This is a genomic window from Psychrobacter sp. SC65A.3, from assembly GCF_025642195.1.
Taxonomy (GTDB): domain Bacteria; phylum Pseudomonadota; class Gammaproteobacteria; order Pseudomonadales; family Moraxellaceae; genus Psychrobacter; species Psychrobacter cryohalolentis.
Map to the genome: position 1 here is coordinate 2043202 of NZ_CP106752.1, position 16713 is coordinate 2059914.

Below are 16713 nucleotides of genomic sequence, written 5' to 3' on the forward strand. Positions count from 1 at the left end.
CCTGTAAATTACTCGTAACGCAGCGTTTGTGCAGGCTGAATTTTAGCCGCTCGGCGTGCTGGATAAATGGTCGCCAAAAAGCTCAATATAAATGACGCACTGGTAATCAATACCACATCTGCCAAACGCAGCTGCGATGGTAGATAGTTCACAAAATAGGCATCAAATAAATTTAGACCAAAGCTATTATTGATAAAGCCCAAAATATCACTGACCGTTAATGCAAATATCACGCCCAATATCGTACCTGCAATGGTACCAATAAAACCAATCACTACACCTTGTACCATAAAAACTTGGGTAATCAGACGCGGAGAGGCGCCAAAAGTTTTTAAGATAGCGATGTCTGCTTTTTTATCTGTGACTAGCATCACTAAACTTGAAACAATATTAAAAGCTGCCACGAGGATAATTAAGAACAGTAGCAAGCCAACCATGGCTTTTTCCATTTGGATAGCACCAAATAGATTGCCATGCGTCTGGGTCCAATCACTAGGATATAATTGCTCTGGCGCAATCGCAGCCGCTTTTTGTGCTGCCATTGGCGCTGTAAAGATATCATGAAGCTTCATACGGATACCTTGGGCGCCCTCTGGTAAACGCAGTAATTTTGCCGCATCGCCCATTGGAATAAATGCCATGAGACTGTCCACTTCTGGACTGATAGAGAATATACCAGTCAAGGTAAAGCGTTTAAAGCGTGGTATCACGCCAGCAGGTGATGGTGATGCTTCTGGCAGCACGAGAGTGACTTTGTCACCCAATTGCAGTCCTAGTGATTGCACCATACCTTCACCAAGCACAATACCGAACTCGCCATTCTTTAGCGTATCAATATTGCCTTCTACCATATGCTCATTGATGATAGAAACGTTTTTCTCATACTCAGGATCAACACCTGTCACCATGATGCCAGCTACCTGACCATTCGAGGTCAACATACCTTGCAACTGGATAAAAGGCGCAACTGCAACCACTTCCGGATCTTCTTTAATCTTATCAGCGACTTGTTTCCAATCACCGATAATCTCGGTTGATGTGACAGTCGCTTGCGGTACCATACCCAAAATACGCGTTTTTAGCTCACGATCGAAGCCGTTCATGACCGACAGTACGGTAATCAATACTGCCACGCCAAGCGTCAGACCAATCATTGAGATCAGTGATATAAAAGAGATAAAACCATTACTACGTTCTGCTCGGGTATACCGTAAGCCGATAAATAACGCTAAAGGACGAAACATATTCAAACTCTTTATCTTATCTACGTGCGACTTTATGTAGGTTACAAAACAAATAGCGGCAATTGCATCACACTTTTGCAGCTGCCACAAAAACATATCAATCGAACACAAAAACAGGGTGTAAGACAAGCCAAATGTGGCTGTCAAAAGGGAGCTAGTTTGACACAATTTGGCTAACAGGTGCCAGTCATTACCGAAAACTGTCCAGATTTTATAATAAAAAATGCGGTTTTATGATTATTTTTTATAACAGACTTGCTATTCTCTGTGTCTATACCTATATATTGTATGCTAAGGACAATTGTCATTAACCCCTCATTGTTGTTTGTTGCCTCTTTACTGACGGCATTGCTGACCATCATAAACCCCTCTTTTAAAGTGGCACATGGTACTCAGCGATCACAGTTTCAGACCCAAACCTCATGGCTGACTTAAGTTTGAGTATTTTCATGACCATTAATTATCAATATAAAAACATCCAATCTCCTACCAAAATCACCTTAACTGATGAGCAATCAGCTGGTCACGGTGACCATTGGCGTATTCTGACTGATGACATGAGTCATGATGTACCTGAATGGTTACAACAGATGATTGAAAAAGCAGCGATGCCTAAAGGCCTTAATACCGATGTCAGTGCCAAAGACAGCTGTTTATTGCTATCTGAGAACCAGCCTTGTCATATCAATCAAGTACTGGCAATGAAGGGTGGCAAGCCTGAATGCTTTATCAATGCCTATCCTTGTGTCGACAGCCCATATGGATTGAGCTGTAAAATCGAGCGTATGATTGTCAATGACAACTCACACGATGCCGTATTACGCTTACGTACCACTGATGGCAGCATCATCTATGCTTTTGATCAGCTATATACTGCTAATCGTCATTTATACCAACGTGATACCAGCTATTTTGTGAACTTTAGCGCATGGGCACATGAGATCAAAATCAGTGAACAAAATGAAGTCATCAAAGTAGAAGACCAAGAAGCGATACGCTATCACCGTGCTTTCAATGATATCGTCGCGGCAAACGATGGAAAGATGCCGGATGACCTACAAGAACAAATCAAAGCATGGCAACCAGAAACCAAAGAACAAATGGCGCCGGTCGAGATCAATCTGGGTCATATGTGTGCTTATTTGTTTGGCGATACGTTAGGGCAGGAAGACGAAGCGTGGTGTCAAGGTCAAGTACTGGGCAAGCAAGAAACCTTATTTAATGGTAAAACGATTATTCTGTTTGATGTGGTGGTACTGCGCGAACAAGATGCTGATCCGTTTGTGATGCGTATTGGGGCGCTAAAAACACCTGATACTGCCTCTATTAACGTTCATGATTACGTACAAGCAAACGTATGGCTACAAGCTGCCATTTATAAAGAAAATCAGCAAGTAGTACAATCGAAAGCCAGCTAGTCAGATTTAGATTATTTTAGACAAATAAAAAGCCCCTAATTGATTTTAGGGGCTTTTTATTTGTCTAAATACGATTAAATTAATAATGACTCTAAGCCATTGTAGTCATTGACTTAATATTGCTATAAAGCGCTTTTTGCTCAGCACTTGGACGAGCCGTCTGTACTGCCATCAACTGTGACATATCGCCTTCGACACGAATTTTGCCACCCATAAAGGCGCCCATGATTTCATTGGTATCGAAATCAGTGATGATGGATTGTAGGATACTACGATCAAGCAATAACGTGGTGGTCGCTCCATCGTTTAAGCCGCGATGTAATAGACCGTTTGCAAAGTTGGCTTCGATGTCTTGATCGCTATCAGATACTTTTAGATTGACGATCATATTCGCAAGTGCAGGCGGCAAATTAAGCTCACCTGCTTCTTGACCCATTTGCTCAACTTGCTCAAACCATTCATCTGTCAAAAAAACTGCCATATTATTATCCTTAATACCTATTGTTGTTAATCAGTGCTAGGTCAGCACCCTTCGTGCTCCAACCTAACAGCCAGTTAAATGCCAAAAAACTTACTACTACAAGGTGACTATTTTATATAATAAGCACTTTATTATGGATGCTGCTCAGTGGCATTATAAGATGCGACTTTACAATAAGTAAAACTTATTTGTAGAACAAATAATAAAATTGTTACAAAACCTTGTTCATAGTTGGTCCATACAAACTTGTGAATACTATCTTTTTTCATCTATAGAATAGTCATGAAATTGGGTATAAAATAAGCGGATAGCGTAGCAGTGATAAGTTGCTTGCTAAGATTTTACTAAAGAGTTTGTATTTTGGCGCATAGTTCTGATGATATTTGATTAGGTTTGCGTTACAATACCCTTAAACAGAGTCGGGAGTTTTAACTAAACATTACGTAAATATGTTTTTTTGTCAGCTATCGCTAGCATACATTGACGGTCGATACCTTCTTATCACCGGTTGAACATCAGTATTTATCTTGGTTTGTACGGCTTTTAGCAGTGACAATTAAGATAAATACTCAGCCTCAATAGATGTTTGATGCTCGAGAACGGCACATTTTCTTATTAAACCTGACAATATATTAACAATCCTACTATCAATCAGCTTCGCGGGCAGTCCGCTTTAGTACTGCTCTCTACCCATCAGCAATCACTGATATCTAGGCCATGCTTAGCTTGATAGTTAATACCGTCAGCCTGATAAGACGAGTGAAAACAGCCTTTACCAAAGCCATTGTTTGGTTATGATCTTTATCATGATCTAGATGACATGGCATGTTAGTTAATTCTGTTGATAATTCGGGCTGTAAAGGAATCATCCAATGAGTTTACAAAACACAGCACTCGCCCCCATTGACCGTGAATATGAAATTACTATCGTAAGATTCTTTACGGTTATGGCCGTGGTATGGGGCATCGTCGGCATGAGTATTGGTGTGTTCATTGCTTCTCAGTTAGCATGGCCAGCACTCAATTTTGACATTCCATGGCTGACTTTTAGTCGTTTAAGACCACTGCACACCAATGCGGTTATTTTTGCGTTCGGTGGCTCAGCCTTGTTCGCAACGTCTTATTACATCGTTCAGCGTACTTGTAAGACAAGATTATTTGCGCCTTACTTAGCTTGGTTTACCTTTTGGGGTTGGCAGACGGTTATCGTATCGGCTGTTATCACCTTACCATTAGGTTTAACCTCGGCTAAAGAATACGCTGAGCTTGAATGGCCGATTGACATCCTTATCGCATTGGTATGGATATCTTATGCTATTGTCTTCTTCGGTACACTAATTAAGCGTAAAACGTCACATATCTATGTGGCTAACTGGTTCTTTGCTGCCTTTATTATTACGATTGCGCTACTGCATATTGTAAATAGCATGGCGATTCCTGTTAGTGCATTTAAGTCTTACTCGCTATTTGGCGGTGCAACCGATGCCATGGTGCAGTGGTGGTATGGGCATAATGCGGTAGGCTTCTATCTGACGGCTGCTTTCTTAGGCATGATGTATTATTTCGTGCCAGTACAGATTGGTCGCCCAATTTATTCTTACCGTTTGTCTATCGTTCACTTTTGGGCATTGATTGCTTCATACATGTGGGCTGGTGGTCACCATTTGCATTATTCAGCGCTTCCAGATTGGACGCAGTCATTAGCAATGGTATTCTCTATTATTCTATTTGCTCCATCTTGGGGTGGTATGATTAACGGTGTACTAACGCTTTCAGGTAGTTGGGATAAGCTACGTACCGATCCGATCATTCGCTTTATGATTGTCGCTTTGTCATTCTATGCCATGTCGACGTTTGAAGGTCCAATGATGTCTATTAAAACAGTCAATGCGCTATCGCATAATACGGATTGGACAGTTGGTCACGTACACTCAGGTGCGCTTGGCTGGGTTGGTATGATTACCATTGGTTCGCTATATGTACTGTTACCACGTATTTATAACAAGCCAAAAATGTATTCTATCAGCTTGATCACAACGCATTTCTGGCTAGCAACAGCAGGTACCATCTTCTATATCGTATCTATGTGGATTTCAGGTATTGGCCAAGGCATGATGTGGCTTGCGACCAACCCTGATGGTACTTTGGTATACAGCTTTGTTGATACCGTTGAGTTCTCGCATTTCCCATATATTGGTCGTGCGTTTGGTGGTCTTCTGTATGTATCTGGTATGTTTGTAATGGCATATAATGTCTATAGAACAATCAAGATGCCAGAAGGTAAGCCAGTAGACATTGCTGATCCGACTGATCATGAACCTAGTGTCGATCAAATCTCGACAGCTAAAGTATAAGGAGCGATCATGGCTGGTACACCGCATGAAATTATTGAAAAAAATACAGGCTTGTTGGTCATCGGTATCGTTATCGCTATTAGCTTTGCAACGCTCGTTGAGATTGTACCGCTGATATACGATTATAGAGGTGCTGAAGAAGGTGGTGTGAACACTCCTCTCCCTTCTATGGAGCCTTGGACTGCGCTTGAATTTGAAGGTCGTGACATCTACATTCGTGAAGGTTGTCATGTCTGCCACACCCAAATGGTACGTCCATTACGTGCTGAAGTTGAGCGTTATGGACCATATTCACGTGCTGCCGAATCAACGTGGGATCACCCTTTTCTTTGGGGCTCAAAACGTACTGGTCCTGATTTAGCACGTGTGGGCGGACGTTATTCTGAAGATTGGCAAAGACAACATCTGATTGATCCACGTTCATTAGTGCCTGAATCAGTCATGCCTGGTTTCCCATGGCTTGCGACCAATGAAGTGAATGGTTCTAATGTTCAAGCCAAAATGCGTCTCTTCCGTGATCGCTTCGGTGTGCCTTATACTGAAGAAGATATCGAAGGCGCTCCAGATGCTGTGCTTGGTGCTACTGAGCTTGATGCTTTGGTTGCCTACCTTCAGCAGTTAGGTACCGCAATGGAAGGACAGCGCTAATGGGTATTGGTGAATTACAAACAATTGCGACCGTTTCTGCCTTTATTGCCTTCGTAGGTGTTGCATGGTGGGCGTATTCGCCAAAAAACAAAAAACGCTTCGAAGAAGATGCACAACTTGCGCTTGATGACGAGGATATCAAATCTCTGTCTGACGAGCAGCGCGATAAGGATAAATGATGACATTCTTTTGGAGTTCTTGGATAACTATACTAAGTATCATGTGCTGGGCGTTTATCCTCGGTATTTTACTAATGGTCTTAAAATTCAAACCAGAAGTAGAAGACGATGGTACCACAGGGCATGAATACGACGGTATTCGAGAATATGATAAAGCGCTGCCTAAATGGTGGCTAGTGATATTTTTTGGATCAATCATTTGGGGTGTTGCTTACTGGGTGTTCTTTCCAGGTATTTTCCCCTCAAAATGGGAAGGCATCACAACCGTAGAAGTCGATGGCAAAACTTTGCCATGGACTTCTAAAAACGAGCTTTACAGTGAGCTTGAGAGTAACAACAAAGTATTTACGGATAACTTTGAGAAAAACATTTTGGCAAAAGCAGATGCCAGCGGTGCTACTAAGACCCTAGCCAGCTTGTCTGAGATGCAAGCGACTATGCGTCGTAGTGAAAAGCCGCCTGCAGATCTGCAAGCTCAAATTGATGAGAAAATTGCAGAACTGTCACCTTATGTAGAAAAGTTATCTGAAAACCCGAATGCGTTAAAAGTCGGTAGTCGCTTGTTCTTACAGAACTGTGCGGTCTGTCATGGCTCAAACGCCAAAGGTGCTACAGGTTATCCAAATCTAACCGATAATGATTGGTTATATGGCGGCGAAGCGTCAAACATCTTAACGACGTTACATAATGGTCGCGTCGGCGGTATGGCTGCATGGCGTGATCAACTTGGTGAAGATGGTATTCGTGCTGTTTCTGAATATGTGTTGTCACTATCTGGTAACCAACCCGGTTACGAGCTTGATAAAGCCCAAGTTGCTCAAGGTGAAGCTATCTTTAAAGAACCTACCAACTGTGTGCTTTGTCATGGTCCAGAGGGTAAAGGTATGATTTCAGCGGGTGCGCCAAACTTAACAGATAATATCTGGTTATATGGTGGCGATCGCGAGACTATTCGAGAAACATTACGTTATGGTCGTGCAGGTGTGATGCCTGAGTGGGAAACCAAGCTAGGTAATGAACGTATTATGTTGCTTGCGGCCTACGTATATTCATTATCAGATAGAACTGTTCAACCTGCTGCTAAGGCAACTTCTGTTGCTGCTGCAATGCCAAAACAAGTGGTAAGTACAGAGAAGACGGTTAACTAATACGGTTAATTTTAACTATAGTTACTTGGTTAGCAGCTATCTCATTGACGAGTAGATTTAGATAAAGGGAGGTCTGTCATTACAGTCCTCTCTTTTTTATTAAAAATATTTAAGCTTTGTCATCAATTATGGCTTTTAGCAGTACTACTATTTGTAGCGTAATAGCCCTCATATAGATATTGCTTTTTAACACTCTCACCCCATTTATAGTAGGGAGAATGTTAAAATAGTTAGACCATAAGACATTGGTGACAGAGCCATTTCAGCTTTTTTGCCAATTATTGATCATCCCTCATTTGGTAGACGAATTAAAGGCATTTTAATTTTTATCTCTCTACTTACTGACATTGATAACACCGCACATCCACCTATCTTATTTTTATAATAGATGTTTGTTACCCATGCCAGCAGACTGATTCTTTTTTTAAAGAGGCACGTTTATGTCAGCACCACAATCTAATAAAATCCCTGTACAGCAAGTAGATCTTGATGCTACCAAGCATCGTGTCCATCCACGATTTGTGACTGGTTTCTATCAAAACATTCGTGTTATTACGATGTATGCACTTTTAGCGGCGTTTTTGCTGTTGCCCTGGTTACGCTATAACGGACGACAAGCTATTTGGTTTGATGTGCCATCCCAGCATTATTATATTTTTGGCATGACATTTTTGACGCAGGATTTTTATTTTATTGCCGCCTTTGCTATCATTGCAGCCTTCGCCTTATTTATGGTAACAGTCTATGCAGGGCGAGTTTGGTGTGGCTATGCTTGTCCCCAGACCATTTGGACGCATTTATTTCAATATGTAGAAAAATGGGTGATTGGCGATCGTAATAAACGCATTAAGTTTGATAAAGAACCAATGAGCGCAACCAAGGTGTTTAAACGCTTCTTGATATATTTCATCTGGTTTGTGTTTTCCATGATTACCGCCACGACCTTTGTAAGTTATGTATCCGGTACAGATGCTCTATACAATAGCTGGCAGATGATTGGTTTTATCCCCTTCCCTGATTGGGCGACGTGGATTTGGGTATCAGTATTTATTTTTGCGTTTTCGACCTACGTCAATGCAGGTTATATGCGCGAGCAGATGTGTATCCAAATCTGCCCTTATGGTCGTTTTCAAAGTGTGATGTTTGATAAAGATACCTTAGTGGTTTCTTATGATTATGAGCGCGGCGAGCCTCGCGGTGCTCGCAAAAAAGGCACCAACCCTGATAATTTAGGCGACTGTATCGAGTGTCAGATGTGTGTACAGGTCTGCCCTACTGGGATTGATATTCGTGATGGATTACAAGTAGCTTGTATTCAGTGCGCCGCCTGTGTGGATGCTTGTAATGAGATAATGGATAAAGTGGGCTATCCACGCGGACTTATCCGTTATACCACAGAGCGTCAATTGGCTGAAAAAGAGAAGAGCCGTGTCTTTCGCCCTCGTTTCTTCGCTTACTTAGCACTTCTCACGATACTTTGTGGCGGTGTTTTATACGCTTTGAATGACCGTGTGCCATTAGAGATTGATATACGGCGTGACCGCAATCAGTTGTCTTCATTGAATCAGCAAGGCATGATTGAAAACAGTTATATCGTTAAGCTGACCAATAAAACCCAAGATGCCCATACTTATAAAATAACGCTCGCACCGCAAGAGGGTTTGAGCTTGGAGATTCGCTTTAACGATGTGCCGTTAGATGCCGGTGAAAGCTTTGATATGCCAGTTAGTATCTATGGCGACCCTGATATGATTGAATTTGGTCAAACACCCGTGACTTTGAATGTCAGTAGTGAAGACGGCAAATATCATGTTAGTAAGCAAAATGTTTTTACCACTCAAGGTCAGTAAATATTAACATTCATTGTTAAATGATACCTACCAGTGAGTTAGCGCTTGATAGCTCACTGGTTATTGAGTTACCTTACCTTGGCAGCTTTTGGCTGTCAGCTTTATCCGTTGATACGGTTACTAGATATCTGATTAATAGGTATGTTATGTCCAGTCCAGCCCCAAATTTTAAGCATCAAGACAGCCAGCCATGGTACAAAAACTACATGGTGGTTATCTTTGTCATTGGTATGCCAGCTTTTGTCGTCATTGCTTGCATCTGGTTTGTTTATTACTCTTATCAGATTCGTGATAGCGTGGTACGCGACGACTGGTATATGGATGGTAAAACCCTTTATCATGATGTGTCGCGTGACAAGTTGACCTATGATTTAGACTTGCATGGACAAATGCAATTTGCAGATAATGGCGATGTTGTGTTTTATCTGAATTATCCTGAGCAAAGTTTGCAGTCAGGCAAACTGATTAATGGCAGTCCACTTAGTTATCCTGAAACACTGGATTTGTCTATATCTCATGCCACTGACATTAAAAAAGACCGTGATGCGGTGTTAAAGCATCTAGAAGGCAATAAATATAGCGCCCAAGTAGATATCGATCCTCTTAAAGCAAAATATTATTTACAAGTAAGTCATAAAGGTAAAGACGATTGGCGCATGCAAGATGTTGCCAAGTTACCACGATCAGAGGTTAGCTTTGATCCTCTACCAGTATTTGGCGAAAGCTAAACTGTTCAAAGTATGATTAAAATAAAAAACCAGCCATGAACCTATCATGAGCTGGTTTTTATTATTTGAAGAGCGTAAACAGTATTAGATCATTAAATTATTAAATCATCAAATCACTGGATTGATCGTTGGGATTTTTTTCGGCGCACGGCTGCCCTTTTCTGCATTAGCAAAGTCTGGATTGAATATCTGCGTTTCTGGTGATACTGGCAAACCAATCTCAGCCAGACTCTCTATTTGCCCCGCTTGGATATTATCGCCTTCAAATAAACGCTCGTTATCGTCACGATCCAGACTTAATGTCTCAAAATCAAACAGCTCTCTATCTGCCAATTGCGAGGGCGCAACATTTTGCATCGCTTTAAAAATAGACGCTAGGCGCTGGGGATGGGCATCGTCCCATTCTCGTAACATGTCATTGATAATGGCACGTTGCAGATTGGTTTGGCTGCCACAGAGATTACACGGAATAATCGGGAATTCTTTTAGGTTCGCATATTCAATGATATCTTTTTCTTCCACATAAGCCAGTGGACGGATGAGCATGTTTTGCTTGTCATCACTGAGTAATTTGGGCGGCATCGATTTCAACGCGCCGCCATGGAATAAGTTCAAAAAGAAAGTCGCCAACATATCATCGCGATGGTGCCCAAGCGCAATCTTGGTCGCACCGATTTGTTTAGCGAAACCATACAGTGAGCCACGATGCAGACGTGAACACGCCGAGCAATAAGTTTTCCCTTCTGGCACCACACTTTTGACAATACTATAAGTATCTTTTTCCAGAATATAATGAGCGATGCCCTGCTCGTTTAGATAGGCAGGTAGTACTTCTTCTGGATAGCCGGGCTGCTTTTGGTCAAGATTGACGGCAACGATATCAAAATGAATCGGGGCGATACGTTTTAATAGCAGCAAGATATCGAGCAACGTATAGCTGTCTTTACCGCCTGATACGCAGACCATCACCACATCGCCATCTTCAATCATATTAAAGTCACGAATCGCCCATGATACTTGACGACGAAGCTTCTTTTGCAATTTCCGAAAGTGAGCCGACTCGGTCAGTGATTGCGTATCAGCCAATATGTTATCTGCTTGCTCATCCATAAAATCATCATTTCTGTCATCGACATCATCATATAACATCTGTTCGATATCAGTTGTTTTATCATGATGATTCACATTAGTATCGATAGAAGCCTTGTCAAACTGAGGCGTGATTGATGGTGTAAATAAGGTTGCTGCAGTCATAAGTTACTCAATATCTTGACAAGAATGGCGTTACTTCAAAAGAGATAATCAATCGATTTATTCAAAAGGCTGCAATAAAAGCTATCTGCGTATGGCTAACAATGATGCTTCATAAGGCAACGCTTCAAACATGATTTAAAACAGCAGCGATTATAACAAAATTTGCTAACAGATTGAAAAGATGACATTAAATTATCGTCTTAAATGTGACTGCTTATCTAAAGCTACTAATTATCGATTTCCTAAACTTTATCCTATTACTTGCATGATGTTTTAATGCTGCTTTCAAGGTTCTGTAATGGTAGAATTTTTGCTAAAATAGGCGTTTTTCGCTAACCAATAATAGATGCCATTATGACAAATACTGCTCTGCCAACCTCTTCTGCTGATCAAGAAAACGATACCCAATTAAATGAGCTGCATAAAAGCCAAAATGCGGTCGTACTGCTATCAGGTGGGCTTGATTCAGTGACTTGTTTATATTGGGCAAAGGCCCGTTATGCGTCAGTAACTGCAGTCAGCTTTGATTATGGTCAACGTCATAATAGTGAGCTGGTCGCTGCCAAAGCAATCGCTGAAACTGCAGGCGTTAATCACCGAATTATTGATATCGATATCGCCCAACTGGGTGGCTCATCACTAACGGATCACAGTATGATTGTGCCTGATGGTGATACGGATAAATTCCCAGACAAAAAGCGTGATGAGATTGATAATGACGCGATTCCAAACACTTATGTGCCAGCGCGCAATACTATCTTCTTATCTTATGCCCTAGCAGTTGCTGAAGTAACCGATTCAAACCATATCGTCATTGGTGTCAGTTCAGTCGATTATTCAGGATATCCTGATTGCCGTCCTGAGTATATTGCCGCTTTCCAACATATGGCAAATCTTGCTACCAAAGCGGGCGTTACCGGTCATCATTTATCGATTCAAACCCCGCTACAACAATTATCGAAAGCCAAAACCATCGAGCTGGGTCTGTCGCTAGGGGTTGATTACGGACAAACAATTTCTTGTTATCAAGCAGATGCCAATGGTCTTGCCTGCGGCGTTTGTGACAGTTGCGCGCTGCGTCGTCAAGGGTTCGCTCAGGCAGGCGTTGCCGACCCTACCCATTATCAGTAATAATTTTAGAAGTTTCGCCTTGGAAAATGAATAAACGGTCTTAAAATAAAGGCAATTAAACATTGGCGAAACATTCGCTTGCATTAACACAGCACGCTGCCGTTGTATTTTAAATACAATCATTGCTATGGTATGAACCACTTTCTCTACCACAAGATATAAATGCTCATCAAAGTAGCAACATTTTATTAGAAGTAATATTTTATCATTTGTACAAAATCTAATTCATTTATAAAAAATTCAAGTTATCGCAGTCACATGTAAAAGGATATTTATGAAATTTTTGCCAGTACTACCTCTAGCTCTTGCTGCACTATTTGCCATGCCACAAGCGAACGCTGTTGATATTAAGCAGAATAATATCAATACTTGCGTCAACGGCGCGGTCAAATATAAAGTCGCTGACAAGAGCACTGCAACCAAGCTTTGTGATTGCACGATCGGTGTCCGTAGCAATATGACCATTGGTCAGATGTGGGAGATTGAGAGCTATGCGCAAAGTAAAAAAGACCCATCAAGCCTCTCGTATGTGAAAAAAATGCAAAAAGATTTGCAACAGTGTACCGTTGGTTTGGACTTAAAACAGCCACAAAAACCTGCTTAATCCTCAAATTTTTAGATATATAAAAGACTGGCCATTGCCAGTCTTTTTTGTTGCTCATCCATAAGTGATGTGTAAAATCGAGGATTTATTTCTATGAATCTGCCTATAATGGGATGACCAATAATAATATAACCGCAATCAAAATAAATAAGGATTTTATGATGGCAAAGCCAACCACAGAAACCATTACTCTACCTGATTTTCCAGTCACTATCGTACGTGAGTTAGATGGTCATTTCATTCATGATGATATTAGCCTAAAAGAGCTGGTCGCCAACACCAGCAAAGGACTTATCCTTTATTTTTACCCAAAAGACAATACACCTGGCTGTACCACACAAGCAACTGAGTTTACCGCCCATCTTAACGAATTTGATGATTTAGGTTACGACATTATTGGCGTCTCACGTGATAGCGTTGAATCACACGAAAACTTTATTAGCAAATATAATCTACATATTCCACTTATTAGTGATGCCGATGAAAAACTCTGCCACTATTTTGATGTGATTAAAGAAAAGAACATGTATGGCAATATTACTCTAGGTCTTGTACGTTCGGCGTTTGTCTTTGATAAAAATGGTACGCTCACTCATGCACAGCGTAACCTTAAAGCAAAGGATTATACTGAGCGTTTATTAACTACACTTGCACCTTAGTCTTCTAATCGATCTTACGATAAACCTTAAAACTATTTTTATTTGAGAATACTATGAATAAACAGCCTGATACCGCCTCTGATTCTTCTGCTCCCTTTGATCATAGCAATCATCAAAACGTGACTCGCAAGGTATCTGTTGCGGTCATTGGTGCTGGGACTGCCGGACAAAACGCTTTTCGCCAAGCAAAAAAATTCTTAGAAGATGTCATTATTATCAATGATGGCTTTTGGACGACTACCTGTATTGCGGTAGGTTGCATGCCAAGCAAGCTACTCATTGCAGCTGCTGACCGCGCTCATGATGCCAATCATTCTGCTGAGTTTGGCGTACATGCCACTGCTCGCATAGATGGCAAACAAGTGATGGAACGGGTGCGCGCTGAGCGTGATCATTTTGCCAGCTACATCGAAAAACAAGTCGATAGCTGGCCTGAGGATAGTAAGATAGCGGGACGGGCTTATATTAATAAGCAAGGCTTGATTGAGGTCAATGATCAATTGATCAAAGCAGATAAAATCATTGTCGCCACTGGTAGCTCGACCTTTATTCCAGATGGCTGGGAAGATAAGCTTGGTGATACTATGCTGACCTCAGATGCTGTCTTTGAGTTAGCCGACTTGCCAAAATCTATGGCTGTGATTGGCGCAGGTGCGATAGGTTTAGAACTTGCCCAAGCTTTCACACGATTGGGTGTCAAGGTAACGGTATTTAATCGCGCCAAACGCGTTGCTGGTCTAAAAGACGAAGACATCAATAACAAAGCTATTGATTGCTTAAGTCGTGAGCTGACCATGCACTTGGGCAGCAAAATTACTGATGTCGGTCAAAAATCAGATGAAAATAGCGATAAAAGCATAAATAAAAACAGCACTGTTGCCTTTATTGATTATGAAGACAGCGCTGGCGAAGTGCAACAATGGCAAGGTGATTACGTACTAGTCGCGACTGGTCGACGTAATAATATAGAGGCATTGGGTGTTGAAAACCTAGGCGTTGAACTTGATGAAAAAAATCGCCCACAACAGCTGGACAAAAAAACTGGTAAAATCGGTGATTTAGACGTTTATATCGTTGGTGATGCCAATGCTAATATTCCCTTGCTGCATGTAGCAAGCGATGAAGGTTTTAGCGCCGGCAGTATGGTCTGTGACAATAAAAAAGACGCTTATATTCGTCCGCCTGCCACGCCATTTTCCATCGTATTTAGCTCACCACAAATCGTCAATGTTGGTATGTCTTTACCGGAAATCCAAGAAGATTCAACACTTGAGCATGTGATTGGGAAAGTCAGCTTCGACAATCAAGGTCGTAGCCGCGTCATGGGTGTTAACTGTGGTCTATTGCATATTTATGGCTGCAAAAAAACAGACAGAATCTTAGGTGCAAGTATGGTTGGTCCAGATGCAGAATACATCGGGCATATCTTAGCAATGGCAATTACTAATGACTTGAGTATTAAAGACATGCTTGATATGCCTTTTTACCATCCTACTATCCTAGAAGGCTTGCGTACCGCCTTGCGTGATGTTCAGGATTTGATGGAAATACCGTATCAGTCGCTTGATACCCAAAAAAATAACTCTTAAATGCCTATTAAAACGCTGTTTTTTAAAATAATGAAATATATGGACTGTCGCCAACGTCAGTGAGATTTGTAGCGATGATTTAAGCTGATTCAATACTGATATTGATATCATTAGATGACGGTTAAAGTCGCTTAAATCATGTTGTTAACGTCTTATTAGTGCAAAGTAATACATTTTTAGAACCACACCTTTCATGGATAAGATAATGGCAATCGCTAGTATTACTGAATTTTTTCAAGAGATTGCTCGTGACCTACATACCAGCCTTTTTCTTGCGATTGGTGGCTCTATCGAGGAAGGCACCTTAGATTGGTCGTCTAAATCAGTAGAACTGGTAAGCACTGGCATCAAAATTCTAATACTGCTTGCGATATCGGGGTTTATGTATTGGCTTGCTATTTATGTACTAAAAAAAAGCAAAGCACGCATTCGTCTGAATGAGCGCCGCGCTAAAATTGCCCGCTCAATCTTGCGTTATGTATGGGCTGTGACCAGTGTCATTGCTATTATGAGTCAGCTGAATTTTGAGCCCGATACCATTAAAGCCACTGCCAAAGCCAGTACATGGGCGGGAATATATTACGTGCTATGGACATCATCGGGACAAATTGTCCATAAAATACTACAGCACTACGGTTTAAACGCTTCTATTGAGCAGCTGCTTAAAAATATCTTATCTGTGCTGCTATTAGTCTTAGGGCTTGCCAGTGTCATGGCTCAGTTCGGCTTTGATATTGTATCTCTGGTGGCAGGTTTGGGTATTGCTGGTTTGGCGGTCGGCTTTGCCGCGCAGTCAACGCTTGCCAATTTTATCGCAGGTATTACCATTTTGCTTGAGCAGTCCTTTCAAGTTGGTGACTGGGTCAATATCAATGACAATGAAGGGCGCGTGGTGGTGATTGCCTTACGTACGACCCACGTCTTAACTCGTGACAATATTACGGTCATCATACCCAATTCGAATGTGGCCTCCTCTGTCGTTACCAACCTGACCTCCAAAAATTTTATACGCTTTGATATTCAGATGCGTATTGCTTTTGAAGATGATATTGATAAAGCACGTGATGAGATTTTGCAGGTACTGTCTGATAGTGAGGCTGTCCTCAACCGACCTGAATCTTCTGCGACTGTGGCAGAGATTGGCGAGTATGGCGTATATTTTATTGTACGCTTTTGGGTCAAACCAGCGGCAGTTGCTCGTATGCCCAAAATCAAAGAAGATTTACGAGAGAATATCAAACGCGCTTTTGATGCCGCTGATATCTCGACCCCTTATCCTCATATGCGCTTACTTATGCCAAGAGAAGACGTCTATCCGATTGTGACCAAACCCAAGCCATTGGCAACGACCGCGCAAACTGTTTCAGAGTCATTAGCGCTGAACAAAGACCAGCATTAATATCCTTGCAACTTATTTAGCATTTAT

The 16713-nt window shown here is 41.5% G+C and carries 15 protein-coding genes; 12 read left to right on the forward strand and 3 right to left on the reverse strand.

What is annotated here, in order from left to right:
- Positions 1-8: 8 nt before the first annotated feature.
- Positions 9-1244 carry a lipoprotein-releasing ABC transporter permease subunit gene (locus tag OEG80_RS08575; protein ID WP_011513134.1) on the reverse strand — a complete coding sequence of 412 codons (1236 nt, stop codon included), beginning with the start codon at positions 1242-1244 and terminating at the stop codon, positions 9-11.
- A 449-nt stretch (positions 1245-1693) separates the two neighbouring features.
- Here OEG80_RS08575 and OEG80_RS08580 point away from each other — a divergent pair, with 449 nt between their 5' ends.
- On the forward strand, positions 1694-2662 hold the full coding sequence (locus OEG80_RS08580; protein ID WP_149408776.1) for a hypothetical protein: 969 nt from the start codon (positions 1694-1696) through the stop codon (positions 2660-2662).
- 91 nt (positions 2663-2753) lie between these two features.
- Here OEG80_RS08580 and OEG80_RS08585 read toward each other — a convergent pair whose 3' ends face one another.
- On the reverse strand, positions 2754-3143 hold the full coding sequence (locus OEG80_RS08585) for a hypothetical protein (RefSeq protein ID WP_011513132.1): 390 nt from the start codon (positions 3141-3143) through the stop codon (positions 2754-2756).
- Between the two features lie 872 nt (positions 3144-4015).
- On the opposite strand from OEG80_RS08585, the gene ccoN reads away from it, so the two are divergent.
- From ccoN to OEG80_RS08615, 6 genes are all read left to right on the forward strand, one after another.
- The gene (gene ccoN, locus OEG80_RS08590) at positions 4016-5497 is read left to right on the forward strand and encodes a cytochrome-c oxidase, cbb3-type subunit I (protein WP_263240378.1); all 1482 of its coding nucleotides are present in this window, start codon (positions 4016-4018) and stop codon (positions 5495-5497) included.
- Between the two features lie 9 nt (positions 5498-5506).
- Positions 5507-6145, forward strand: coding sequence for a cytochrome-c oxidase, cbb3-type subunit II (gene ccoO, locus OEG80_RS08595; RefSeq protein WP_011513130.1), 639 nt, complete (start codon positions 5507-5509; stop codon positions 6143-6145).
- On the forward strand, positions 6145-6324 hold the full coding sequence (locus OEG80_RS08600; protein ID WP_011513129.1) for a CcoQ/FixQ family Cbb3-type cytochrome c oxidase assembly chaperone: 180 nt from the start codon (positions 6145-6147) through the stop codon (positions 6322-6324). The genes ccoO and OEG80_RS08600 overlap by 1 nt, the downstream gene beginning before the upstream one ends.
- Positions 6324-7472 (forward strand): cytochrome-c oxidase, cbb3-type subunit III, encoded by a 1149-nt coding sequence (gene ccoP / locus OEG80_RS08605; RefSeq protein WP_011513128.1) that lies wholly within the window; start codon positions 6324-6326, stop codon positions 7470-7472. The genes OEG80_RS08600 and ccoP overlap by 1 nt, the downstream gene beginning before the upstream one ends.
- 440 nt (positions 7473-7912) lie before the next feature.
- Positions 7913-9322 (forward strand): cytochrome c oxidase accessory protein CcoG, encoded by a 1410-nt coding sequence (ccoG, locus tag OEG80_RS08610; RefSeq protein ID WP_020443068.1) that lies wholly within the window; start codon positions 7913-7915, stop codon positions 9320-9322.
- Between the two features lie 146 nt (positions 9323-9468).
- Positions 9469-10050 (forward strand): FixH family protein, encoded by a 582-nt coding sequence (locus OEG80_RS08615; RefSeq protein WP_011513126.1) that lies wholly within the window; start codon positions 9469-9471, stop codon positions 10048-10050.
- A 108-nt stretch (positions 10051-10158) separates the two neighbouring features.
- On the opposite strand, the gene ttcA is transcribed toward OEG80_RS08615, so the two are convergent.
- Positions 10159-11304 (reverse strand): tRNA 2-thiocytidine(32) synthetase TtcA, encoded by a 1146-nt coding sequence (gene ttcA, locus OEG80_RS08620; RefSeq protein ID WP_263240380.1) that lies wholly within the window; start codon positions 11302-11304, stop codon positions 10159-10161.
- Positions 11305-11658: 354 nt separating this feature from the next.
- Here ttcA and queC point away from each other — a divergent pair, with 354 nt between their 5' ends.
- The 5 genes from queC to OEG80_RS08645 all read left to right on the forward strand — a co-directional run bounded on the left by queC (position 11659) and on the right by OEG80_RS08645 (position 16686).
- Positions 11659-12435, forward strand: a complete 777-nt coding sequence (gene queC, locus OEG80_RS08625; RefSeq protein WP_020443065.1) for a 7-cyano-7-deazaguanine synthase QueC — start codon at positions 11659-11661, stop codon at positions 12433-12435.
- Between the two features lie 274 nt (positions 12436-12709).
- Complete coding sequence (locus tag OEG80_RS08630; RefSeq protein WP_011513123.1) at positions 12710-13039, forward strand: hypothetical protein; 330 nt, start codon at positions 12710-12712, stop codon at positions 13037-13039.
- A gap of 161 nt (positions 13040-13200) precedes the next feature.
- Positions 13201-13698 (forward strand): peroxiredoxin, encoded by a 498-nt coding sequence (locus tag OEG80_RS08635; RefSeq protein WP_188004052.1) that lies wholly within the window; start codon positions 13201-13203, stop codon positions 13696-13698.
- A 53-nt stretch (positions 13699-13751) separates the two neighbouring features.
- Positions 13752-15287, forward strand: coding sequence for a dihydrolipoyl dehydrogenase (locus OEG80_RS08640; RefSeq protein ID WP_149408779.1), 1536 nt, complete (start codon positions 13752-13754; stop codon positions 15285-15287).
- A 205-nt stretch (positions 15288-15492) separates the two neighbouring features.
- Complete coding sequence (locus OEG80_RS08645; RefSeq protein WP_227673075.1) at positions 15493-16686, forward strand: mechanosensitive ion channel family protein; 1194 nt, start codon at positions 15493-15495, stop codon at positions 16684-16686.
- The last annotated feature ends 27 nt before the right edge of the window (positions 16687-16713 follow it).